Origin of the sequence: Halobacteriovorax vibrionivorans (assembly GCF_003346865.1) — a bacterium.
GTDB lineage: Bacteria > Bdellovibrionota > Bacteriovoracia > Bacteriovoracales > Bacteriovoracaceae > Halobacteriovorax_A > Halobacteriovorax_A vibrionivorans.
Genome location: NZ_QDKL01000002.1, coordinates 614572 through 638713, shown reverse-complemented (window position 1 = coordinate 638713; position 24142 = coordinate 614572). Strand labels below are relative to the sequence as shown.

Here is a 24142-nt window from a genome sequence, read left to right as displayed (position 1 = left end):
TCATACACTCGATCGAGAATGAAAATTTGGTACACAATGAGGTTATAATGGACCATTTTAGTCAAATGAAGGAAGTATTGAAACTTGAAGCAGACTCAATAAACCGAGTTATCGGCTTATTAGATGAGCAAATGTGCAACAAGTTAACAAATGTTTTTGAGTTCCTTCACGCTAAAGGGGGCCAAATGGTTCTTTGTGGTGTTGGGAAGTCTGGCCTAATTGGTGAAAAGCTTTCTTCAACATTTAGCTCTCTGGGGCTGCGTTCAATTTTCCTTCACCCAACTGAGGCCCTTCACGGGGATCTTGGAAGAACAAGTGAGAATGATGCCATTATTTTCTTATCAAAGTCGGGAACAACTAGTGAGATCATGAAGCTTATGCCTTTTCTTCGCATTCACAAAGACCATAGAATTGCTCTTGTTGGAGACCTATCAAAAGCAATTGCAAAGGAATGTGGAATTGCATTTGATTGCTCTGTTGAAAGGGAAGCTTGTATAAATGACCTTGCTCCAACCACTTCTTCAACAGTTGCTCTTGCTATGGGAGATGCTATTGCAGTTGCCTATGAGAAATTTGTAGGGCTTTCAAAGGAAGGCTTTGCAATTAATCACCCTGGTGGAAAACTAGGTAAGTCATTAACGATGAAAGTTCGCGATCTCATGTGGCCATTGAAAGAAAGTCCTATTCTAACTTCAGAAAAGCTATTAAAAGATGCTGTTCTAGAGATGACTAATAAGCCTCTAGGTGCTCTTGCAGTAATGGATAATAACAAATTCAGTGGAATACTTGTTGAAGGTGATATTCGCCGATCTATTGCAAAAGAAGAGAATGCTCTTGAAAAACCACTTTCTGAAATCATGACAAAAGAGCCAAAGTATATCACTTCTAATGAGCTTGCGATGGATGCTTTAAAACTTATGGAGCAAAATAAAATTTACGTTCTACCAGTTATTACTGATGGTAAATTTGAAGGCTTCATCCGCATGCACGATCTTTTAAAAGAAGGTTTTTAGAATTTAAAGTCCATATTAGTTTGTTCGAAATTCTTAGTGCGAATTAACTCACTTCCGTCCTGGAGAATTACTGATGAGATTCCAGTATTCGTTGCGCGAATGATTGGAAGTCCAAATTCCACCGCACGCCACTTTGCAAGAAATAGGTGTTGTTCCTGTTCTGAGTAAGGCCCATACCATGAATCATTGGTTACATTAACAATGAAGTCGACTTTTTCTCCGCGCTCTTTTACTGCGTTTAAATACTTTGAGACATAACGAGGAAAGAGTACTTCATAGCAGATTAGGGAAATGAATCCCTTATCTTTCACTTTAAAATTTGTAAAAGATTTACCTTTAGCAAAAAGTGAAACATTAGTGAGGTATGGGGCCACATACTTATTTAATGGGCCAAATGGAAGACCTTCACCAAATGGAATAAGAACCTGTTTGTGGTAGGCTTGCTCAATATCGCCATCTTTTGATGCCAAGATTGTAGCATTGTATGTATTTTCTAAAACATCTGGCTTTGTAGATGCTAGATCATAAGTCCCAATAAAGTACTTTGAATTTGAATTTATAAAGAGCTCACTTAGTTCAGCATTCACTTTCTTATTTAGTTTTGTAAAAACAAATCTTGGATATGAAGTCTCAGGCCAAATGACTAAGTCCATTTTATCAATGCCGTCATTTAGACTCATCGACTTATAGATATTAACGACCTCTGAAGCGGCAAGACGAACTCCTTGCTCCGACTTAAGTTTTAGATCATTTCCTATATTTCCTTGAACAACACGAATATTAAGTTCATTGTTGAGCTCATTTTTAATCGGCCCCATAAGAAAATTGGCCGATAAGAGAACAAGGATGGCCACGGCCGCAAAGGATGGAAGACGCCTCTTTTTTGAAAAACTAAAAATAAGGTGTCCGATATAAAGAGTCAGAAAGCTATAAAAAGGCTGACCTAAATACTTTGCTGGTTTTAAATAAGGTGAAATCTTAAGCCAAGGATGGCCAAAGAGAGCAGGGAATTGCTGTGGTGTAAATATCTCAAGTATCACAAATACTAGGCAGTAGAAGATGCCACCGATTAAACTTTCCAGCTTAATACGATCTCTTAAAAAGTAGAAGATGATTAAGAAGAGATAGAATTGTGGTGCAATCACTAAAGAGAAGAGCTGCCATACTAGAAAGTTAAATGGAAAAAATAGTCCACCAAATTCATTTAAAGTGAACATTAACCAATAGTAGCCTGCTAAATTATAACCCCAACAAAATAAGAAGATATTGAGGAGATTGAATTTGAAGCGTCTTTCTTTATCTAGGCCATAGAAGATGATGGCCGCACTAATGAATATGGTTGGAAAAATTGTGAATTCACCAATAAAGGGAAAGTTTAAAGCATAAATAATTCCTGCAAGAACATGCAGTACGGGCAGAGCAAATTTGTGCTTAAGAATTCCAATCATACTCTATTGTTATATATGATTTAACATTTGCCAATACTAACCTTATGAAATTACAATATTCTTATGGATACAGAATTTCTAAACGACGTACAAAAACATCAACATCTCTTCAAGGACGAAGTACTTGCACAGGAAGTGCATCTTATAACTTGCCCTAAGTGCAATAGCGATAATATTAAAAATGATCGCTGCCAAATGTGTGATTATGATTTATCTTTTAATCCCCTTGGCTCACCTTTAGGGGAGAAGAGCTTTTACACTTTTCGTGAAAAGTACTGGCAAACTCTTAGTCCTCTAGAAATGGAGAACCCACAAATCTTTAAAGGTGATGTGAAGTTCAAGAAGTTTTTAGTAAAAGTACGTCGTCGCTATAATAATCTCTTAGACTATTTCTACAGTGAAGCATCAAAATCAGATGAACTGCGCCCTCTTTATCTTCAAGAACTCGCAGATATTGTCATTGAGATGATGAACTCTGGAGTTAGTGAGCAAGAGATTTGGCATCCATACGCTCAAAGAGGTATTGAAGAATTCTCTTTGTACGAGCGAATTAAGGCCGCAATAGGAGAGTCTAAAGACCAAAGTACTAAGGAGCAATACGAGAACTTCTTTAATTATAAAATGATGGGAGTTTTTAAGGTTTCTTATGTGCTTTATGGAATGCTTGTGGCGGTATTTTTGATTAGTATGACCCTTGCGCTTACGTCCTATTTTAGGGCCATCTAGTATTTGAAAATTATTTTCTGATAATTACTTTTGGAGTGTTTGCAACATCTCTTCTACTTGCTCTTGTTTTTGCAAGCTGACCGTTTGTTTTATCATTAAGCTTTGTTGCTAAATCAATTGCAGCTGTCGCATCTAGACGTCCTGAAGACTTAACCTTTCCATTAAAAGTAATCTCTTTCTTAGCAGTGATTGAGATGATCTTCTTAATTTGCTTAGCAGTAAGTCCTGGGTAGCCAGCTTTAAGCATTGCTGCAACACCTGAAACAAATGCAGTCGCTTGAGATGTTCCTGTTAGAAGACCATTTCTCTGAGTTGGAATAGCAGAGTTGATCTTATAACCTGGAGCCGATACATCAACAGTCTCAACACCCCAGTTAGAAGAGTTAAGGATTTGCATTGATTGGTTATGTGCAGTTACAGTAATAATATTTGAAAGCTTATAACTTGCTGGGTAGTAAGCAGACTTTGAATTATCAATATTCTCTTGCTCGTTACCAGCAGCAGCTACTACGATAATACCTTTTCTTTCGGCCTTTTTAAGAATTTCTAATTCTTCTAAATCTGGCTCTGGTCCACCACCTGAGTAGTTAATAATATCAACACCAAGATCAACAGCATAACGAAGGGCCTTGATCGTTGAATTTAAGTTGTCTTTCCCAGAAGCATTTCTGTTGTAATACTTAAGAGGAAGAATCTTAACGTTTGGAAAAACAGACTTGATAATACCTGAAACGTGAGTTCCGTGACGGTTCTTATCATATGGAGTCTTTACATTCTTTGCACCTTTAGAAAAATCTAATCCAAAGTTTGAAAGACCTGCTTGTCCTTTTGGTACATATAAGTTGTCTTTAAGGAATGGGTGAGTTGGATCAATTCCTGTATCGATAACAGCAACAACAACATCTTGTTTTGCTTGTAGCTTCTTCAGTGCACCTGGAAGATTAATAGAACCTTTATCAAAAGAGTTCTTTACACCCCAGCTTGAAAAACGTGAGTGAAGTACATCAGTTTTTGTCGTTGTGCTTTGATATTCTTTTTTGAAAACACGTGCTCTTAACTGATCAAGAGTTAGCTTCTTTCCAGAATCTTGTGCAAAAGTTGAAGATGCAACTAATGTTGAAATAAGTAGGAATGATTTTAGGTTTAATTTAAGTTTCAAGAGTGCTCCTTATGTCTAAACTCAAACTCACTATATATAATGCAGGCTTGATGCCAACACTAATATAGTGATTCTACCTACTTAAGTTGTTCACCTATAGTCAGTATGGATAGTTTATAGATAGGTGTCAAAATCTTATACACTTTTGTTTTAGTGGTGTCCTAAAAGAAGGCCAAAAAGCCACCGTGTTCATCGCTCTACTATAGTAAGTCACCGAAATTATTATACCAAAATTTGGCATCTCATGTGCTTATTTATGAACGTAGAAGAAGTTACCATGGAGGGTAGTTTAGTGAAAACAATATGGACATTATCAATTAGCATTTTCTTATTTGCTTACATTATGATTGTCGCGCCAATTAACAACACAGTGTCATCTCCCACTAGTCCAAAAGTGAATGAGATCATTAAAACCAATCAGAAAATCAAAAAGATATTGAGGAAGGATATTTCTAAATTTGTCTATATCAAGAAAGAGAAGTTTCATGTAGATGAAAGTATTGCTTTCTAAGATTAGGAGACAGGAAAAACAAAAGCCTGCGTATGCAGGCTTTTATTACTAACATTTGGAATATGTAAAAAGTCTTAACCGACTCTTCGCATGTGTTGTTCTTCACGCTCTCTTTCTTCAGCGTGAGTGATACATAATTCGGCCCATGGCTGGTTCTCAAGCCTTTTAGCACCGATTGGCTCATCACAGTCTTCACAGTGACCATAAGTCCCGTCTTCCACGCGATGAAGGGCCTCTTCAATTAAACGAAGCTTGTGCATAGCACGGGCTCTCATATTGAATGTAACCTGTTGATTAATAACTGCGTTGGCAACGTCTCCCTCATCAGGTAGGTCATCCGTTGACATCTTTAAATCTTCTGTACTCGTCAGAATACCACCGTTAAGAATTTCCGCCTTAGCCGCTAGTAGTTTCTTTTTGAAATGTTCCAATTTTTCAGCTTCCATTTAGTCCTCCTCCTTAACGAAGTAAAACAAGCAAAGATTTTCTAATTGCCTTCCTATTAATTTTACCCTTGATTTTATTTAGCTCAAAAGTAATTTTTATTATGGGCAATAGTTGCTTTAAATTTATATTAAATAGTTGCCTCAAAACCTCTGTCTTTTTCCTATAAAATCTAGTGAGACAAAAGCTTTGGCTGTCTATTGTAGGCTTACATCGTCATGCGGTGGGAATTATTTAGTAAATTTTCCTTAAGCTAATGAAATCGGTAAGTTCTGCCGGATAAAAAAAGAGGACGCTGAACGCGTCCTCGCTATTTCTGCCAATTTATCATGGCATCTTAATCATAAATTTCTTCTGTTATATACTCGCGGTCTAAGCGTACAGTGCCTACTGTAGCATCGTGAATAAAGTAGTCATCAAATGATGTCGTTCCAATATCGGCTAAGCTTGTTGCACCGTTATTTGTAAAGGCAGTTCCTTGAATATACTGGCCGCCATCAAAGAAGGCATAGGCATTACTAATTAGAGAATCTGTTGAAGCACCTAAATTCGCAAGATTTTCATCGTTTGTAATAGCACCAGGATTATCTCCGTTGACATCACCAATAAAGAGAACATTTTCATAAGAAGTGTATATCCCACTTGCAATGGAAGCACCAAAGAAGGCGCTTGATGAAGTTGAAGTCGTAACACTTTCACCAATAAATTTATTTCCTACTACTTCAACATTCTTAAATGGAAATGTTGTACTTGAAGGTAGGTAGATGTAACCGACGAGTCCAGCAGACTTACTAGCATCAATCGTATTATTTATGATACTTATGTTTTGAAAACGAGCAGCATCTTCTCCATTATCTGAATTAAAATATCCAATAAAAGGTGAGGCGCCCTTGCAATCACTTCCGCTCGGCATTGTTATATTTGTATTAGAAACAGAGAGATTGAAAAGTTGTGGGTCTCCATTTCCGTCCCATTGTCCAGATGTTGAAAGTTGCCCAATTAAAACTCCTGATCCGTTGTAAGTCATAGGAGAGCATTTAAAAGTAACATTTCCACCTTTTAAATTGAGGTTTTTAATTCTTCCGTAGCTAACATGAGGGAAGATTCCGTTATTAGGCATTAATGTTGATAAGACAGAGTAATCATTAGTGAAGTTTGAAATAGTATATCCATTTCCATCAAAGTCTCCCTCAAATGGTGTGTTTGTAGGTGATAATTGAAGGAAGTCTCCACCCATATCAATATTCGTTGTAAGTCGCCATGAGAACTTTGCGCCAATTGAAGTATTCACAAAACCAATATCCGACTTAGCTTTAATTAAGAAGGGGCTACTTTCAGATCCATTTATAATGGATCTCCCATTTGAGTCAAAGAGCATATATTTATTTAGAAATAGATCAAGTTTTGAATCTCCAGCTAGTGTGTAGAGAGGGTGATCGTTTAGTGATGCTGGAAATGGACTTGAACCAAAAGTTCCATATGTAAAAGCATACTGGTTTGTATTATCACCGTAGTAAGTAAGAGTTTCACTCAAAGGAGAAGTACTTGTGTATCCGGAAAAAAGAACTTCATCTAAATAAAAGTTTGTTGAAATATTTGCAGAAGTCAGATCGTTAATAAAACCGATAAAGTAGGGCCTTGAAGCTCCTGCTGTTTTTATATCTGAAATATCTGCATAAACACCTGTCGCAGAGAAGTTTAGTGCTGTTGTATTAAATAGGCCAACGATAGAGCCTGCTGCATTAACTGTTGAGTGACCTTTAACTGAGGAGATACTTCCTCTATTAGAAGAGGTGCTGATACTTAGAGATGAGCCTGCTGTTGAATTTAGGAGGCTTCCAACAATACCTCCAACTCCCTCATTCGAACTTGAACCTATAGCTCCTGTAATTTGTCCTCGGTTTGTTACAGTGGAAAGATATACATTGGTAAAGTTATCTATTGATAATCCTCCAATGATACCTCCTGCACTTCCATCTGCTAGTACTGTTGCATTATTTAAAGTTGTTTGGATACTTGCAGAATTGGTATTTGATTCAAAATAGAGATGACCTATAATTCCACCAGCATTTTTTAAATTCGTATTTATGTTTCCTGTTACTATTGAACCACGTATATATAATTCATCAGGATTAAAAACTTTTCCAACAAGTCCTCCTGCTCCTTGAATGGCCCCATATCCAAGATTACTTAAGATATTTGTATGAATATTATTATCATTTAAATGAAGTTTACCCATTGAATTTGCGGCCGTTGATTGATGTTGGCCAAGGAGTCCTCCAATTATTCGAGGAGGGCTTGAAGTAAAAGTATTTGTAATTGAATATTTGTTAGACCAAGTATCAATTGTCGTTTGGTTTTCAGAAAGGCCAATGAGACCACCAATTGATTGGTTTGCATTTGTAGAGTCGACTTCAATAAAGATATCGCCTTCAATACGATCAAATCTAAAGGTTCTATTTGTTGCTGTCTCTGTGTTTCCTGAAGTCGCCGCTCCAATCAGTCCACCAATATAATTAGCATTAGTTCCAGATAACCCGTTACATGTTAATTTGAAATTTGAGAATGTTATTTTTTCAAAGTCAACATCTGCATAAACTTGAGACCCTGCTCCAGTATAGTAAACTTGGTTAAATAGAGCACCACAAGTATCACCTATACTTGTTCCATCAGGAATAAAAGATGGCGAAGAGTTTGTCATGTGGCCATTAAGGTTGATGCTATAGAATTCTGAATCATATTTGAGCATTTTTGCAATAACAGGACCATCTGTAATAGAGCTAACATCAATATTTAAATGTTCTATACCGGCGGAATAATCAGCAACATTACTTCCAAGTGAGAAAAATAAGCTCCCTGGAAGACCTTTTATATGAGGGACTTTAGTCTCTGACATCCAAATATCTCCTTCAATATAACCTGAAAAGTGTGTTGAAGAAGCTGTTGTTGGTGGCGTTCCACCAAAGTCTATCGTTTGACCGATAATAAATTCTTTATCTGGATAATTTGCGATTTCATTGAATTGATTTACAGTACAAATGACATTTGAATTTTTTGTTATGGCCGCACCATTTGCAAAAGGTGCAGCAGTTAGTGCGCCAGGAAAATTACAAGAATTAATTCCTATCATAAAGTCTAATCCAGCATCACTTTTTTTGATTTTAAAATACTTATCATTAGGTATATCAGCAGGTCTTGGTGGACGTCGTGTAACGGAGTCTCCACCAACAGGACATCCAGGTAACCGATACGCAGTGACTTCTATTGGAGTTTTATATCCGGCCTCTCCTTGAACAATATCAGATATATCTGAAACTCTATATTGAAAATATTCTTCGTTTTCTGTTCCTGGAGCATAGACATCAACACATTCTGAAGTAAGAGAGAGTGCGTTGTTTAAGTTTCCGTCCGCATCAATACTTAGGTATTTAACTTTTAGAGACCTCGCAATACTTCCTGCTTCGCCACAACTATCTCTTTCTCCAAGTCCCGGTACTTTGACAACACCATGGCATGCTTCAATATTAAAATCGTTATTTGTTGTACCGTCATAGATATTGAGGTTTGTTAAACTTGCACAAGTAGCTTGTGTCATGTTTAGCTGCATTGGAGTTTCATTTTGATCAACGACAGAGGTTATTTGACTACAGTATCTAGTTCCCTTCATCTTTGTTGGAGTTGCTCCATCATGCCAACCAATGGCCTTGACATCGTATGTACCAAAAGGAAGTTCGATATCAATAGTTGAAGGAGATGTTGGGTCAAGTGCGAGTTGAAAACTTTGATTAGAATCGAGATTCTTTCCAATAATTAAAACTCCACCATCAAATGTGTTACTGAGATCTCCAACTAAGAAAGATGATTTTGAAATCGTCACAGTTGTATTAGATGCTTTCTTTGCACAAGATGTAAAAAGAAGAGTTGAAAGAAAAACTAATCCTAAAGCTTTAATGAATTTACGGTGCATACGTTCCCCAAAACATTACTATCCAATACTCTTATCGGTTAATTTAATTTTAATGTTAAGTAGTGAACGCTCTAAATATTATCTAATATTAGCTACTTGTAATTCGAACACTTCTCGAGTTTGGCATAATTATGGGCCAATTAAGGTACGAAATTATAGGGGAGTGTTTCAGTCGTGACATCACCACCACTTTCTAGATGGATGTTTACGTTACCAGTTGCCGAAGTCGTCACAGCAGAAGCATCTAGCTCAACTCGACAAGGAGAACCATTCGTACAGCTTGAAATAATTACGACAGGAACGACTGTTTCACCGGTATTACCAGTAATATCCACTCCTGTAATATTTAACTGAGAGTCGGCCATATTGGTAAGATCAATGAAATTACTAGTCTGATCAGTATTATTAAGACTTCCAAGTGTTCCTTGGGCCTGAGTATAATTAAGTCCCCAAATCGGATCAAAGCCAATAGTGAAAGACTTATTTTCAGAGTAATTGGTACTATTAACAGTGTAATTAGCAACGATATTAAATGTGATTTGACTTCCCATCGCAAAGTGTGGATAAGTCGTACCATCTAATATGATTTGGCCATTGGTAGAATCAAATGAAAAATAACCAGACTCTATCATAGTTGAGGCCGCAGGACATACTTGAGGTGTTGAGACACTTGTCGATGTGTAGTCACATGTATATGAAATGATACCGTCACCGTAATTATCGTCATTGTAAGGGCCATTAATATCAACGACTTCGTATAAATTTCTAACTATTGAATTAGTAGGTAGGCCTGTTATTGCAAATGGTGATAACGGCATTTTGTAGATAAACTTTGTTCCATCACTCCAGTGCCTCGGTAGTCCACTTGCAGCGTCTACTTCACCAATGCTGTTAATTGTGGTAACCGCATTGTTAAAGCCTTTAGAGCAATCCATCGTATTATCAACAGTGTCTTCATATCCTTCCATTCGAATCGGTAGGTGAAACCCACCTGTTAATCTAAATGGAAGTGTAATCCCTGTGGCAGCAAGATCAATATCTAATTTTGCATAGTCTGCCCCGTCGATCAAATTACTATTGGCAGCACTATAACATTCGTTCATTTCACTGGTGAATCGTGCTTGAGTTAGAATTGAATGCTTATCAATAGGTCCTTCATAGAAAGGTATTCCAAATTTAAGAGATAGATTAGTATTATTATATCTAAGGTAGTTACCAGAATCACAAGTTTCAGTTTCACAAATTGAAGCATACTTTACAGTTTGTAATCCATCGATAAATGCTCCACATGGATGTCCTGGATCGACAACTAAATTTGCGTCTGTATCAACTTGGCTAAGATTAAAATTAAGGGTGCTTTGATCTGGGAAAGAAACATTGTTCACAACTGAGCAGTAGAGATTTCCTTTCATCGTTTCACCTGGTGTGGCACCATCCCAACCAAGAATCATAATTTTCCAAATACCGTTATCAAATGTGTGATCAAAAGATGCTGAATTAAGTGGAACAGTATAGAGAAGAGGTGGCTTGTCGCTTGGTCCACCAACTGCGATCATTACAGCACCATTTTCAAATAGTCCTGCCACTTGTGAGAATGAGCCTTGTAGTTTTACTGCTACATTTGAAGTTTTAGCTCCACATGAAGTGAAGGCCAAAAGTAAGATCAAAATTAAAAAGTTTAGATACTTTTTCATAGCTATGTCCCACAAATTAATACTAATATTCATCGTCTTAACTAATAATAAACTTTAGTTAGTCTATTTTAAAAAGTTACGTGATTTCAGTTCTTTATGTACTTGGGGAAGTCTAGTTATGCCAACATTTAGACGTATTTCACAAAAGACTTAGGACTTAGGACAAATGAGCCATCTTTTTCTTTTTCACGAATGAATTTTCGAAGCTCATCTTGGGCCTTATTAATTGCCGAGGCCGGCTTTGGTTGGTCGTACTTTTCAAGGAATTCTTCACGAACACCATCTGTTACTTCAGATAATAATTCGTTAATAAGCTCTTTTGAAGACATGCGAAGGGCACATGCCATTAGATCTAAACTAAATTCTAAGAAGAACTCGCGTTTCATATCAATTGTCATATAGCGAAGACGATCAATGTCTTCAACGGATTCATTGATATTGGCCGCAAGCTGTGGATTTTTACTGTAAATAACAGCGAGTTGCTTTTCATAGTCATCAGGATTTAATCCGTTAAAAAATTTGGTATCAAATCCTTTAAGCTTATTTTGTCTCTTCTTAACTAGAGATCCAATAGAGTCATAGGTTACAGACTCAAGTGTTTGAGTAAATTCAAGTCCAATGCGTAAGAGGTGATTTTGTAATCCTTCTCCCTTTACATGGTAGCGATTAACAGAGGCGACTTTGGCCTCATGCTTTGTTGGAAGTTCTTGGTCTGTGATTGATCGAATATAAATCTTTGTCCCAAGTTGGTACTTATCTTTCTTTTTAGCATCAATGACAAAGGCCAGTCCTCTAAGAGAGATATCGATAATAATATCATTAATAATCTCTTCACTATCTTCAAGAGTGTAAGAGATATTCTTATAGTCAGGGTACTTGTAATTGAAGCGCTCGACACTTCGACGGTCACGACAACGTATTTCACTTGGCGTTTTAAATGAGATACCACCATTTTCTAATTTAAAAATATCTTTTTTAAAAATTAAGTCACCAGCTGGATAGTGGAAGAAGATTGGTGATAAAGGCGCAATACGAGTGTAGAGAGGAGCTGTTTCAGCAGTAAGCTTAATTGAGCACTTCTCACTTGTTACACCAGTGAACTTTGCTTGATAATCTTCTCTGACATCGTCATTGCTTTGCCAGAAGTTGATTGTAACACCTTCTTCGTAAAGGGAAGTAAGCCTCTTTAAAATATAATCTTGATCAAATGATGACCATAACTTCATCTATACTTCCTTACTATTGTTTCTTATTTAAATCACGCCAGCTTCGCCCTTTTCTATTTGCGCGATTCTTTTGCCAGAAGTTTACGGCCTCTCGATGTTGCTTATACGTCTCAGAAAAAACGTGAGTTCCATCATTTTTAGAAACAAAGTATAGATAGCGATGAGTCTTTGGATTAAGTGCCGCTTTTAGGGCCGCATAACCTGGATTAGCAATTGGGCCAACAGGAAGGCCTGAGATTTTATAAGTATTATAAGGAGTTTTCTGTCTTAAGTGTTTCTTTCTAATATTTCCGTTATAGCTTTCCCAGATTCCATAAATTGTTGTTGGATCTGATTGAAGACGCATTCTCTTTTTTAGACGATTGTGGAAAACACCAGAAATTGTAGGTCTCTCAAACTTAGCACCAGTTTCTTTTTCTACCATCGATGCAAGAGTTACAATTTGATGCTTTGTTAAATTAACTTTTGAAAAGTCTAAGTCTTTAATCTTATCTTTAAAGTTACTATACATACTTTCAATAATTGCCTTTGGTTCCATCTTCTCATGAAATTGATAAGTATCAGGATATAGATAACCTTCCATACGATTTGCAGGAATTCCAAATGCTTGTGTTAATTTCTTATCTTTAGCGGCCTTAATAAAAGCCTTTTCATCAACGATTTTTTCATCTGCTAAAACTTTGGCAATCTGAAAAAGGTTATATCCTTCAGGAATCGTGACTTTTACAGTTAAGCTTTTACCACTTATTAAAAGTTTTAGAAGTTCACTCATTGTAATCCCTTCTGGGATGACGTAGCGACCTGCTTTAAAGTCTGTTAGATGCCCTTCAAATTTCACGTAACGGTGAAATAGGCGAGGAGAATAGATCAATTTATCTTGGGCCAAACGGTAATTGATTGTACCAAATGTATCACCGCTATTTATTTGAAATTCTGTCTGTGGGCCAGAATATCCCCAATGATAAATATTGTAATAAGTGTGTGCCACTAAAAGTGTAATTGCGAACGCTGGTGCCAGCACCAAAAATATAAATAAATGTTTCTTTGTCATAACAATAGGATATCTCATTTTTGGACTTTGTGAAATTATCTTCTTTGAATTTTAACTACGGATAAAATCTTCAAGAATGATAACAGCACTTAGCTCATCAATTTTTGTTGGATCGTATTGAAAATTGAACTCTGGAGAATTTTCCATGCGCTCTTTGGCGGACTTAGTCGTAAGAGTTTCGTCTTGCTGATAGAATTTTATCGTAGGAAATTTCTCAACTAATGCGTTAAATAATGCCTTGTGCTCTTTTGTCTTGTCACTTTCGTTACCATCGACGTAGTAGGGAATTCCCATGACAATAACTTCAACCACTAGGTCTTCAATGATAGCTTCAAGCTCTTTATAAAAGTGGGCCAAACCCTTGTTAATGATACGACCTGCTCCAATTGGAAATGGCTCTCGTCCGGGACAAAAGAAGCCAAGGCCAATAACTTTTTCTCCATAATCGATGGAAAGAATATTGAGGCCTTTTAGTTCATTAAATTTTGGATAGCTTGAAAATTCATTCATATTAGGTATTTATGCGCTTTTTGCTGCTTAAAGTCAACGCCAATGTTAGCTTGACTAGCAAGGGGTGACAGTTTATGATGAATTTATCTACTAAAATCATTACCAATGAAATTAATCTACATCGTCCATGTCTAAATGGGCCGACTTACTAGAGGCAATTCTAACTAATATTCAGATATTCAAATTCATATATTTTCAGGAGTAAAACTTTTTATGCATTTAAGTGAATTGAGAGAAAAGAAAATTGAGGACTTAAACAAGCTTGCCGAAAAAGCTAAAATTGAAAACTCGGCAGGTATGAAGAAGCATGAGCTAATCTTTGCTATTCTTAAGGCCCACGCAAAAGATAAACAAGAGATTTTCGGAAACGGTGTTTTAGAAATTCTTCCAGACGGATTCGGATTCTTAAGGTCTCCTGGATATAACTACCTACCAGGTGCCGATGATATTTACGTATCTCCAAGCCAGATTAGAAAATTCTCTCTTAAAAAAGGTGACTCTGTTGAGGGACAAATTCGTCCACCAAAAGATAATGAAAGATACTTTGCACTTCTTAAAGTAAGTACGATCAACGATCAAGATCCAAAAGCTCACAAGAAGACAGTTCTTTTCGATAACTTAACGCCTCTTTATCCTGAAAAGAAAATTAACCTTGAATATAATCCAACAAATTATTCAACTCGTATGATTGATATGTTTGTTCCTCAAGGTTTTGGACAACGTTGTCTAATCGTTGCTCCACCAAAAGCAGGTAAGACTCACTTACTTCAAGATGTTGCCAATGCAATTACTGAAAATCATCCGGAAGCCGTACTAATCGTTCTTCTAATTGATGAAAGACCAGAAGAAGTAACAGATATGAAGAGAAACGTTGATGCTGAGGTTGTATCAAGTACATTTGATGAACCAGCAAATCGTCACGTACAAGTTGCTGAGATGGTTCTTGAGAAATCAAAGCGTCTTACAGAAGCTGGAAAAGACGTTGTTATTCTACTCGATTCAATTACTCGTCTTGCCCGTGCATATAATACTGTTGTTCCACCATCTGGAAAGATTCTTTCTGGTGGGGTTGACTCAAATGCTCTACACAGACCAAAGAGATTCTTCGGTGCTGCTAGAAATATTGAAAACGGTGGATCACTTACAATCATCGCTACTGCACTTGTTGATACAGGTTCAAGAATGGATGAAGTTATCTTTGAGGAATTCAAAGGTACTGGTAACTCTGAAATTCAACTTGATAGAAAGCTTCTTGAAAAGCGTATCTTCCCAGCTCTTGATATCAATAGATCATCGACTCGTAAGGAAGACCTTCTTATGGAGCCACTAGATCTTCAAAGAACATATGTTCTAAGAAAAGTACTTCACCCAATGAGTACAATTGATGCAATGGAGTTTATGCTTCAGAGACTGACGAAGACTAAGACAAATAACGAATTCATGGAGTCTATGAATAGTTAATTGAAGTAAAAAGGATTTTAAATGAGTATGTTTGATAAGCTTGATTCAGTAGTACAACGTTTCGAAGTACTAACTGAAAAAATGGCAGACCCGACATTATATGAAAGACAAACTGAATTTAAGCAAATCTCTGAAGAGAGATCAAACTTAGAGGACGTTGTTGTTGCTTATAAGAAATATAAGCAAATAAAAGAGGATATTGCCGAAGCAAAAGAGATGCTTAAGGAAAGTGATCCTGATATGAAAGAGATGGCAAAAGAAGTTCTCGATGAGAACGAGCCATTGATTCCAGATTTAGAGGAGGAGTTAAAACTTCTTCTACTTCCAAAAGATCCTTTAGATAATAAAAACTGTATGGTTGAGATTCGTGCCGGTGCCGGAGGGGACGAGGCCTCGATTTTCTCAGCTGACGTTTTAAGAATGTACCAAAACTATGCTCGTGCACTTGGATGGAAAGTTGAAATCGAATCACTTTCTGAAAATGACGAAGGGATTAAAGAAGTAATCTTCTCAATCTCAGGGGAGAAAGTTTACTCAAAAATGAAATATGAATCAGGGGTTCACAGAGTTCAACGTGTTCCAAAGACTGAATCACAAGGTCGCGTTCACACATCAACTATCACAGTTGCAGTAATGCCAGAAACTGATGATCTTGAGTGGGAACTTGATATGAATGATGTTCGTGTTGAAGTTATGCGTGCATCTGGTTCAGGTGGACAGCACGTTAACACGACAGATTCAGCGGTTCGTATGACTCACATTCCGACGGGAATTGCGGTTTATAACCAAGATCAAAAGTCACAGCTTAAGAATAAAGAGAAGGCAAAGAAGATTCTTGCCGCTCGTATCTTCGATAAGATGCTTCAAGAGAAGAATGCTGAAGAAGCTGCGGAAAGAAAGGGACTAATTGGAACGGGAGATCGTTCTGAGAGAATTAGAACTTATAACTTTCCACAAGGGCGTCTAACAGATCACCGTATTGGTCTAACACTTTATTCTCTTGATAAGATTATTGAAGGAGATCTTGCTCCTGTTATTGATGCACTTATTGCTCATAATCAAGCAGAACTTCTTAAAGGCCAAGAGGAATAAAGGAGAGTTGTGTGAGCTTCACCACTCTCGGCGACTACATCAGCTCTTTCTATAATGAGAATAAGCAATTCTTAGAGGCGAACTACCCTGGAATAAGCTTAGGAAGATTAAAGCTAGAGCTGAAAAACTTTTGTCGTATTCTCGATTCACAATTTGATGACATCTACATTTCTGAAAATAAGGGTGTCATTGAAGAATTTCTAAAAAAAGTTAAGCTGGGAATCCCCCTCGAATATATTAGCAATCGATCATTCTTCTATCGCTCCTCATTCTACATAAATGAAAATGTTCTCATTCCACGCAGTGAAACTGAGATCATGGTGGAGTGGACGGCCGAATACATTAGAAAGAATAGATTAGATCATATAAAGATTGCGGATATTGGTACGGGAAGTGGTGCCATCGCGCTAAGTCTTGCAGGGGAGATTGGTGAAATTGATGCCGAGATCATTGCAAGTGATATTAGTGAGAAGGCTTTGGATGTTGCTCGTGCAAATAAATTCTTTCATCGCTACCGTTATCCAAAAACAGTAAAATTAAAATTTCAACAATCAGATCGTATGGAAAATATTCCAGGAGATCTGGATATCATTATTACGAACCCTCCTTATATCAAAGAAAATGCTGACTTAAGTGAAGTACATGGACAAGTTCATTCATTTGAACCTCACTTGGCCCTTTACTTAAAAGATCAGGATTACGATAATTGGTTTAAAACTTTCTTTGATCAGGCACAGAAAAAGCTTAAAAATGGCGGGCTGTTCATTATGGAAGGTAGTGAATTGCATCTGGAAAGATTAAAAGATATCTTAGGGGAATATAACTTTGGCGAACTTGAGTTAATCAAGGACTATACTGATCGCTATCGTTTTTTAAAAGGAAGAAAGAATGGATAAAATCATAGTTAAAGGCCCAGCGAGACTGTCTGGAGAGGTTGAGATATCTCCTGCTAAGAATGCATACCTACCAATTTTAGCGGCAATTCTTTTAACGGATAAGAAAGTGACTCTCACAAATCTTCCAAAGCTTCGTGACATTAATACAATGCTTAAGCTTCTTGAGATGATGGGAGTTGAATGTAATAGAGATGGTAAGAATGTTACTTTTGATGCTTCTTCACTAAGCTCACATGAGGCCACTTATGAGCTCGTAAAAACAATGCGTGCTTCTATCTTTGTTCTAGGTCCTCTTCTTTCACGCCTTGGAAAGGCAAAGGTTTCTCTTCCAGGTGGTTGTGCTATTGGGACACGTCCTATTGATATTCACTTAGACAATCTTGAGAAGATGAATGTGAAGATCGAAATGAAAAATGGTTTTGTCTTTGCTGAAACTGATCATCTAACAGGTGCACTTGTTAAGTTAAAATTCCCATCAGTAGGTGCCACTGAGAATCTTATGATGGCCGGTGTTTTTGCTGACGGACAAACTATTATTGAAAACGCAGCAATGGAGCCAGAGATTGATGATCTGGCAAATTTCCTAAACTCTCTAGGTGCAAAAGTCTCTGGGATTGGAACGTCTCGCCTTGTTATTGATGGAGTGAAGGAATTAAACGGCGGAACTTATCAAGCAATAGGTGACCGTATTGAAGCGGCAACTTATATTATTGGTGGATTAATGACTAAGTCTGAGATGACTGTAAAAAACTTTAATCCAAAACACCTTTTTAATGTTCTTGAAAACCTTCAGGGGATGGGAGCTAAGTTAGAAATTGGTGACAACTACGTTAAGACATATCCTTCATCTCTAAAAGGATCAAAAGTTATAACTGAGCCATTTCCAGGTTTCCCAACAGATGTACAAGCACAGATGGTTGCTCTTCTAACTGTTGTTGAAGGGAACTCTCTTGTGACTGAAAATATTTTTGAAAACCGTTTCATGCACGTACCTGAGTTAACACGTCTTGGTGCAAGTATTGAGCAATTGGGAAGTTCGGTCTTTATTGAAGGTGGACGTCCTCTAACGGCAGCTCCTGTGATGTGTACAGATCTAAGAGCATCAGCTGCTCTTGTTCTTGCTGCTCTTTGTGCTTATGGTGAAACGAAGATTGATCGCGTCTACCACCTACAACGTGGTTATGAAGATTTACCAGAGAAGCTTCAAAAACTCGGGGCCCATGTCGAATTAGTAAACGAATAGGGAGATAGTTATGGATGATTGCTTATTTTGTAAAATTCTAAAAGGTGAAATACCTTCTGATAAAGTATTTGAAAATGATCACGTTATTGGATTTAAAGATATTCAACCTCTTGCAAAAGAGCATTATCTCTTCATCCATCGCAACCACTCTAAGAATGTAAATGAGATGAGTCGCGATGATATGGCCCAGGTATTTGATGCTATTAAAGAGTTTACTCAATCAAATGAGCTCGAAAACAATGGCTTTCGAGTCGTTTCAAATATTAATCAACACGGTTGCCAGAGTGTCTTTCATACGCATTTTCATGTACTTGGCGGGGAACAGCTTAAAGGCTTTGGTTCATAGTATTTCAAGTTTAAAAAATATCATTTCAATTTAGAAAAAAAGACTCCTTTGAGAAAAATGTCGCTAAAACGGCCATAAATCAAAGGAGTTTTATATGCGTCTACTATTATTAATAGCACTTATTTCACTAGTATCTTGTGGTAATGAAAATCAAACAAAAGAAGAGAAGTTAACTTATCAGCGTCAAAGCCTTGCTGAGTCGAGTATTCAATGCGTGGGTATTAAGACTGATATTATTGAAGAAAAAATCACATGTCCTACATCTCTAATTAATGAAGAAGCACAATTTCTATTTTCTATTGATGAAGAATTAATTGAGCAAGATAAGTTAAAAAGACATGCTGTTGTTGAGCTAGAAGTTGTAACTCAAAGGCCAATTCAAGCGTATTTTTATCTCGTTTCTAAGTATGGCAAGAGGCTTTCTGAAGATATGCTTTACAATGGTTTCAATTCTATTAAATTTAAGGAACTTAGAATTGGAGACTTTAGTGCACACGACGTTTACCTAAAGATCTCAAACTATCACACAGGAGGAACTCCTGTGGCCGTTGCAAGAATTGAAGATAAGGGATGTGACACCGGACTCTTTAACGTAGAAGATATTAACCTTGATGATCTTCGTGGCCAATGCCCAAATTTAAAATTTATTCCAAACTTTAAAGCAGAAGTTGAATCTCCAAAATTCTATGAAGGTACTAAGAAGTTTCCTAAGATGAAGCGAGTAGATTACAAAGTATATCAAATAACATCAAAGTATCGTTTGTTTGATCACATGACGACTCAACAGGTTCCTGTTGAAAAGCTGTACGAACTTAATAAAACAGAGTTTGGATTTGAGCTTGAGCAAATTGAAGATCGTCTATGTTTCACTGAAGGATTTTATGATCATAAAGTTTATGAAGAAAAGGGAATCTATCTTCCTTTTGGAACGGTTTATGAGAAGGTAAATCGAGGCCTTCAAAATAGTGAAGTAAATAAGCTTTGTAAAAACTGTGGCCTAGGAGTAAATGATCGATTTTTTAGCATGTCTGAAAACCTTGGTGTGAAGAAGTGTTATCCCGTTGAACCAAAATTAGTAGGAACAATCCTAATTAAGGAATAAGGAGAGAGTAATGAAAAAGTTATTAGTATTGGCAACAGTTTTATTTGTATCTTGTAACTCATCAGACAAGGAGAAAATAAATAAAAGTTTTAAATTAGCTTCAAATGAAATGCGATCAACATTCTCGATTGAATGTGAGAATTTCAGAACTAACTTGGTCTCTAGTGAGAATAAAGTAACTTGTGAAGAAAGTGGCTCAACTAATAGACCAATGTATTTAAGAAACATTAACTCTCAAAAGAGTCTTTCTCTTTATGATCTTACAAACGAAAATGAGATTGAACTAGAAGTTTCATTAGATGAGCAAGTTGTTGAAGCGACTTTTATTCTTGTCTCAAAAAATGGTAAAGAGTTATCAAATCAAGCTTACTATCATCAAAATGACAGAAAAATCTTCTTCTATGAAGTAGAAGAGGATGCATTCATTAATCATAAAGTACATCTTAAGACGTTAAGATTAAGGCTTAAGAATGACGAAGTAGTAACTTATAATAATGAAGTTGATAATGGATGTGTAACTGGAAAAATTAGTTTGGATGAATTTAAAAGCCTTGTACAACCAGAGCAATGCAAGGGGCTTAAATCACAGACTATTTATACTGGTGCAGTTGTTAAAAGGCCCATGTTTCACGATATAAAAGTATCCGACGTTGGATACCGAAAAGTACCTCAGATAATTATCTCTAAGCCTGTACCTCGAAATTGGAAACCATATCGTATAATCGAAGTACAACATCAATATACAGTAAGATATTTTGACTACTTTGAGGAGTCAGTTGAGAAGTTTAACGATTTTTTTACGCGTGACGATTTTGGAAATTTAGAAATTACTAAGTCTAAGGATTGCTTAGTTACAGGAGTCGTTGAATATAGAGACTGGAATCTTAGAACTCGAAGATGGGATGTATTAAATGATGAAACTGTTTACAAACATGTATATGGTGAAATCGAAATTCAGGGAGAAGTCTTAGATGCTGTTGAGGATTATAAGAGACAAGAGTGTTTTGATTTAAAACCAAAACCTGTCGGTTATGTGTTAATTCAGGAATAAAAAAAAGCCTCCATTTCGGAGGCTTTTTTATTATGCTTTTGTAATTGTCATTTTTAGATTCTCATCATCAACTTTAAACTCATGCTCAAGAGCATCGCTACTAGCATTAAGGCTATTTGCTAGTGTTTCTTTTGTGATGTAGTCAGTGTGAGTTTCAATTGCTTTTGCTAGTAGATCTGTTGCATTAAAGTTTACTTCAATACGATCTTCAACATTAAATCCAGAGTCTTTTCTTGTTCTTTGAATTCTATTGATAACTTCACGAGCAAGACCTTCTAGAATTAATTCTTCATTTAGGTTTGTGTCGATATCAATTGAAATATAACGATTAGATAGGGCCTGTGTTCCTTCTTTGGCCTCTCTAAAAATTAGGATGTCTGAAGGAGCAAATGTTTCACCTGCAAGCTCAAGGCTTCCTTTTTCTTCAAGCTCATTAAGTTCTGCTGCGCCAAGTTTTGAAATCATTCCCATAAACTTACCAAATTCTTTTCCTAGGCGTTTACCTAGAACTGGAGAGTTTGGTTTTGCGTATAGCTTGATATAATTATCTTCATCAGTTGTGTACTCAACGCTCTTAACATTAAGTTCTGATTGAATATATCCTTCAAGTTTCTTGATCTCATCTAGAAGAGCTTGGTCTTTGTGAATAACACTTAGACGAGCAAGTGGCGTCTTAACCTTAATTTGAACTTGGTTACGCTTTTGACGTCCAAGAAGGATAATCTGTTGCATTCTATCAACGGCATCTTCAAGAACTGAGTTCTTAAGCTCAGTATTTGCAACAGGGTAGTCGCATAAGTGAACTGATAAGTTCTTCTCACTTGAGTCAAATTTCTTTAGCTCACTAAAGATATGCTCAGATAAGAATGGTGCAAATGGTGCCATAGCAATCGTAACTTCTTTTAGTGTTGTAAAAAGAGTTGTGTAAGCTTGCTTCTTATCTGAAGTTAGGCCTTCTCCCCAGAAACGTGAACGATTCAGGCGGATATACCAATTTGTTAAATCTTCAATGAAGTTAAAAAGCGCAGGAACAACATTGTAAAGTTGGTACTGTGCCATCTCTGCTTCAATATTTTCTTTAAGAGTTTGTAGTTTTGAGATAACCCAATTATCAGTGATATTCTCACCACTTTCAGCGTGCTCATTAAAGTTCCATCCATCAATTGATGCGTATGTTTGGAAGAATTTAAAAGAGTTTAACCAAGGTAGTAGGGCACGGCGAACCATGTCTTTAACACCAGCGTCAGTGAAGCGTTGTTCTTCACCTTTAACAAGACCAGAGTTAATTAGGTATAGCCTTAGAGCGTCTGATCCGAATTCTTCCATTAGCTCATCAGGAGCTGTGAAGTTTCTTAGAGATTTACTCATCTTCTTACCATCTTCAGCAAGAACTAAACCGTTAACGATAACGTTCTTAAAAGCTGGTTTATCAAATAGGGCAGTTGAAAGGATTGTTAGTGTATAGAACCAACCACGTGTTTGGTCTAAACCTTCAGCAATAAATTCTGCTGGGAATCCGTTTTCAAAGATTTCCTTATTTTCAAATGGGTAGTGAAGTTGCGCGTATGGCATTGAACCAGATTCAAACCAACAGTCAAAGACATCTGGGATACGCTTATACGTTCCTTCTTCACCTTCGATTTTAAAAGTTACTTCATCTGTGTACTCACGGTGAAGATCTGTAAGCTCAACCCCTGAAAGCTCTTTTAGCTCTTCGATTGAACCAAGACATTTCATATTTCCAGTTTCATCGTTGATCCAAACTGGAAGTGGAGTTCCCCAAACACGTGTACGAGAAACGGCCCAGTCACGAGCATTCTCAAGCCACTTACCAAAACGACCTGCTTTGATATGACCTGGTACCCAGTGAATTTCTTTGTTATTAGCAACAAGCTTATCAACGATTTCTTCTACTTTTACATACCACTGAGGGATTGTACGATAGATTAGTGGCGTTCCTGAGCGGTAGCAGAATGGGTAAGGGTGCACGAGGTTTCCGTGATCGTATAATTTTGTATTTTCTTTAAGGTCTTTAATGATTTGCTTATCAGCATCTTTTACGTATTGACCTGCATAAGCAGAAACTTCTTTTGTAAATTGACCAGCATCATCGATAGGACAAACTTCGGCCTTCATTCCAGCTTCTTTACAGACTCTATTATCATCTTCACCGAATGCTGGTGCTTGGTGAACAATACCTGTACCACTATCTGTCGTTACATAGTCATCGTTAAAGATTGTAAAAGCGCCTTCTTCTTTTAGATCAGCAAAGAAATCAAAAAGTGGCTCATAACGAAGTCCAAGAAGTTCACTTCCCTTAAATGATTCACCGATTACTTCAAGGTTGCGCTTCTTTGTATATGCTTCAAGTCTTGCTTCAGCAAAGATGATTGTTACACCACGATCATTATCTTTTACGCGAACATAATCGATATCAGGACCCACACAAAGAGCAAGGTTTGATGGAAGTGTCCATGGAGTTGTTGTCCATGCGGCCACGTAATCAGCACCAGCTTTTTCTGGATCGTCTAATTTGAAAAGAACAGTGATGGCCGGATCTTGAACGTCACGGTAATCAAGACCTGCTTCAAAGTTTGAAAGCCCTGTTCCAAGACCAGTTGAGTAAGGAACAACTTTTGTTCCCTTGTAAACCATGTCCTTATCCCAAAGAGATTTAAATACCCACCAACATGATTCCATGAAAGTTGGGTCCATTGTCTTATAGTCATTGTCGAAGTCGACCCAACGTCCAAGGCGAGTAACAGTTTTGCGCCATTCAGTTGTGTAGCGATCAACAATTGAGCGACACTCTTGGTTATAACCAGCAACACCAAGTTTCTCTAATGCTTCGTGTGCAGTCATTTCTAATTTCTTATTAATTTCTTGCTCAATTGGAAGGCCGTGCGTATCCCATCCAAATCTTCTTTGAACGTAGCGACCTTTCATTGTCCAATATCTTGGAACGATATCTTTTAGTGTTCCAGCAAGTAGGTGACCGTGGTGAGGAAGACCTGTGGCAAATGGAGGGCCATCGTAGAAAATATATGGCTCTTTTTCCTTTGTTTGCTCAAGTGATTTTTGGAAAATATCGTTTTCTTCCCAAAATTTTAAGACTTCATGTTCTGTGTTAACAAAAGAAAATTGTCCGTTATCCTGACTCATCGTATCAACCTTGTCTGTTAAAGTTTCTGTGTAAATTAAT

The 24142-nt window shown here is 37.0% G+C and carries 19 protein-coding genes; 10 read left to right on the top strand and 9 right to left on the bottom strand.

The genetic code is table 11. The annotated features are described in order from the left end of the window. The first annotated feature begins 47 nt into the window (after nt 1-47). Complete coding sequence (locus tag DAY19_RS08925; protein WP_115361540.1) at nt 48-1013, top strand: KpsF/GutQ family sugar-phosphate isomerase; 966 nt, start codon at nt 48-50, stop codon at nt 1011-1013. On the opposite strand, the gene lnt is transcribed toward DAY19_RS08925, so the two are convergent. Further along, a complete protein-coding gene (lnt, locus tag DAY19_RS08920; RefSeq protein WP_115361538.1) occupies nt 1010-2461 on the bottom strand; it encodes an apolipoprotein N-acyltransferase in 1452 nt (483 codons plus the stop codon). The genes DAY19_RS08925 and lnt overlap by 4 nt on opposite strands. Before the next feature lie 63 nt (nt 2462-2524). Here lnt and DAY19_RS08915 point away from each other — a divergent pair, with 63 nt between their 5' ends. Then, entirely contained in the window at nt 2525-3187 is a 663-nt protein-coding gene (locus tag DAY19_RS08915; protein WP_115361536.1) for a hypothetical protein, read from the top strand. 10 nt (nt 3188-3197) lie between these two features. Here the strand turns inward: DAY19_RS08915 and DAY19_RS08910 are convergent, their stop codons facing one another. Next, nucleotides 3198-4346 carry a S8 family serine peptidase gene (locus DAY19_RS08910; protein ID WP_115361534.1) on the bottom strand — a complete coding sequence of 383 codons (1149 nt, stop codon included), beginning with the start codon at nt 4344-4346 and terminating at the stop codon, nt 3198-3200. Nucleotides 4347-4638: 292 nt separating this feature from the next. Here DAY19_RS08910 and DAY19_RS08905 point away from each other — a divergent pair, with 292 nt between their 5' ends. After that, a complete protein-coding gene (locus tag DAY19_RS08905; protein ID WP_133296928.1) occupies nt 4639-4857 on the top strand; it encodes a hypothetical protein in 219 nt (72 codons plus the stop codon). A 74-nt stretch (nt 4858-4931) separates the two neighbouring features. Here DAY19_RS08905 and DAY19_RS08900 read toward each other — a convergent pair whose 3' ends face one another. From DAY19_RS08900 to ruvX, 6 genes are all read right to left on the bottom strand, one after another. Next, complete coding sequence (locus DAY19_RS08900; protein WP_115361530.1) at nt 4932-5303, bottom strand: TraR/DksA family transcriptional regulator; 372 nt, start codon at nt 5301-5303, stop codon at nt 4932-4934. 335 nt (nt 5304-5638) lie between these two features. Further along, complete coding sequence (locus tag DAY19_RS08895) at nt 5639-9268, bottom strand: hypothetical protein (protein ID WP_115361528.1); 3630 nt, start codon at nt 9266-9268, stop codon at nt 5639-5641. Nucleotides 9269-9408: 140 nt separating this feature from the next. Beyond that, nucleotides 9409-10962 (bottom strand): hypothetical protein, encoded by a 1554-nt coding sequence (locus tag DAY19_RS08890; protein ID WP_115361526.1) that lies wholly within the window; start codon nt 10960-10962, stop codon nt 9409-9411. 128 nt (nt 10963-11090) lie between these two features. Next, a complete protein-coding gene (locus DAY19_RS08885; protein WP_115361524.1) occupies nt 11091-12188 on the bottom strand; it encodes a FliG C-terminal domain-containing protein in 1098 nt (365 codons plus the stop codon). Nucleotides 12189-12201: 13 nt separating this feature from the next. Beyond that, nucleotides 12202-13257: an endolytic transglycosylase MltG gene (gene mltG, locus DAY19_RS08880; RefSeq protein WP_115361521.1), complete on the bottom strand. Its 1056-nt coding sequence runs from the start codon at nt 13255-13257 to the stop codon at nt 12202-12204. A gap of 33 nt (nt 13258-13290) precedes the next feature. Further along, nucleotides 13291-13749 carry a Holliday junction resolvase RuvX gene (gene ruvX / locus DAY19_RS08875; RefSeq protein ID WP_115361519.1) on the bottom strand — a complete coding sequence of 153 codons (459 nt, stop codon included), beginning with the start codon at nt 13747-13749 and terminating at the stop codon, nt 13291-13293. A gap of 213 nt (nt 13750-13962) precedes the next feature. On the opposite strand from ruvX, the gene rho reads away from it, so the two are divergent. From rho to DAY19_RS08840, 7 genes are all read left to right on the top strand, one after another. Beyond that, nucleotides 13963-15210, top strand: coding sequence for a transcription termination factor Rho (gene rho / locus DAY19_RS08870; protein WP_115361517.1), 1248 nt, complete (start codon nt 13963-13965; stop codon nt 15208-15210). Nucleotides 15211-15237: 27 nt separating this feature from the next. Next, nucleotides 15238-16302: a peptide chain release factor 1 gene (prfA, locus tag DAY19_RS08865; RefSeq protein ID WP_115362293.1), complete on the top strand. Its 1065-nt coding sequence runs from the start codon at nt 15238-15240 to the stop codon at nt 16300-16302. A gap of 11 nt (nt 16303-16313) precedes the next feature. After that, the gene (locus tag DAY19_RS08860) at nt 16314-17198 is read left to right on the top strand and encodes a N5-glutamine methyltransferase family protein (RefSeq protein ID WP_158536858.1); all 885 of its coding nucleotides are present in this window, start codon (nt 16314-16316) and stop codon (nt 17196-17198) included. Beyond that, nucleotides 17191-18441, top strand: a complete 1251-nt coding sequence (gene murA / locus DAY19_RS08855) for a UDP-N-acetylglucosamine 1-carboxyvinyltransferase (RefSeq protein WP_115361513.1) — start codon at nt 17191-17193, stop codon at nt 18439-18441. Before DAY19_RS08860 ends, murA begins: the two co-directional genes overlap by 8 nt. A gap of 10 nt (nt 18442-18451) precedes the next feature. Continuing rightward, the gene (locus tag DAY19_RS08850) at nt 18452-18787 is read left to right on the top strand and encodes an HIT domain-containing protein (protein WP_115361510.1); all 336 of its coding nucleotides are present in this window, start codon (nt 18452-18454) and stop codon (nt 18785-18787) included. Nucleotides 18788-18881: 94 nt separating this feature from the next. Further along, the gene (locus tag DAY19_RS08845) at nt 18882-19889 is read left to right on the top strand and encodes a hypothetical protein (RefSeq protein ID WP_115361508.1); all 1008 of its coding nucleotides are present in this window, start codon (nt 18882-18884) and stop codon (nt 19887-19889) included. A gap of 10 nt (nt 19890-19899) precedes the next feature. After that, entirely contained in the window at nt 19900-20940 is a 1041-nt protein-coding gene (locus DAY19_RS08840; protein ID WP_115361506.1) for a hypothetical protein, read from the top strand. A 30-nt stretch (nt 20941-20970) separates the two neighbouring features. Here DAY19_RS08840 and ileS read toward each other — a convergent pair whose 3' ends face one another. Next, complete coding sequence (ileS, locus tag DAY19_RS08835) at nt 20971-24102, bottom strand: isoleucine--tRNA ligase (RefSeq protein ID WP_115361503.1); 3132 nt, start codon at nt 24100-24102, stop codon at nt 20971-20973. Between the last annotated feature and the right edge of the window lie 40 nt (nt 24103-24142).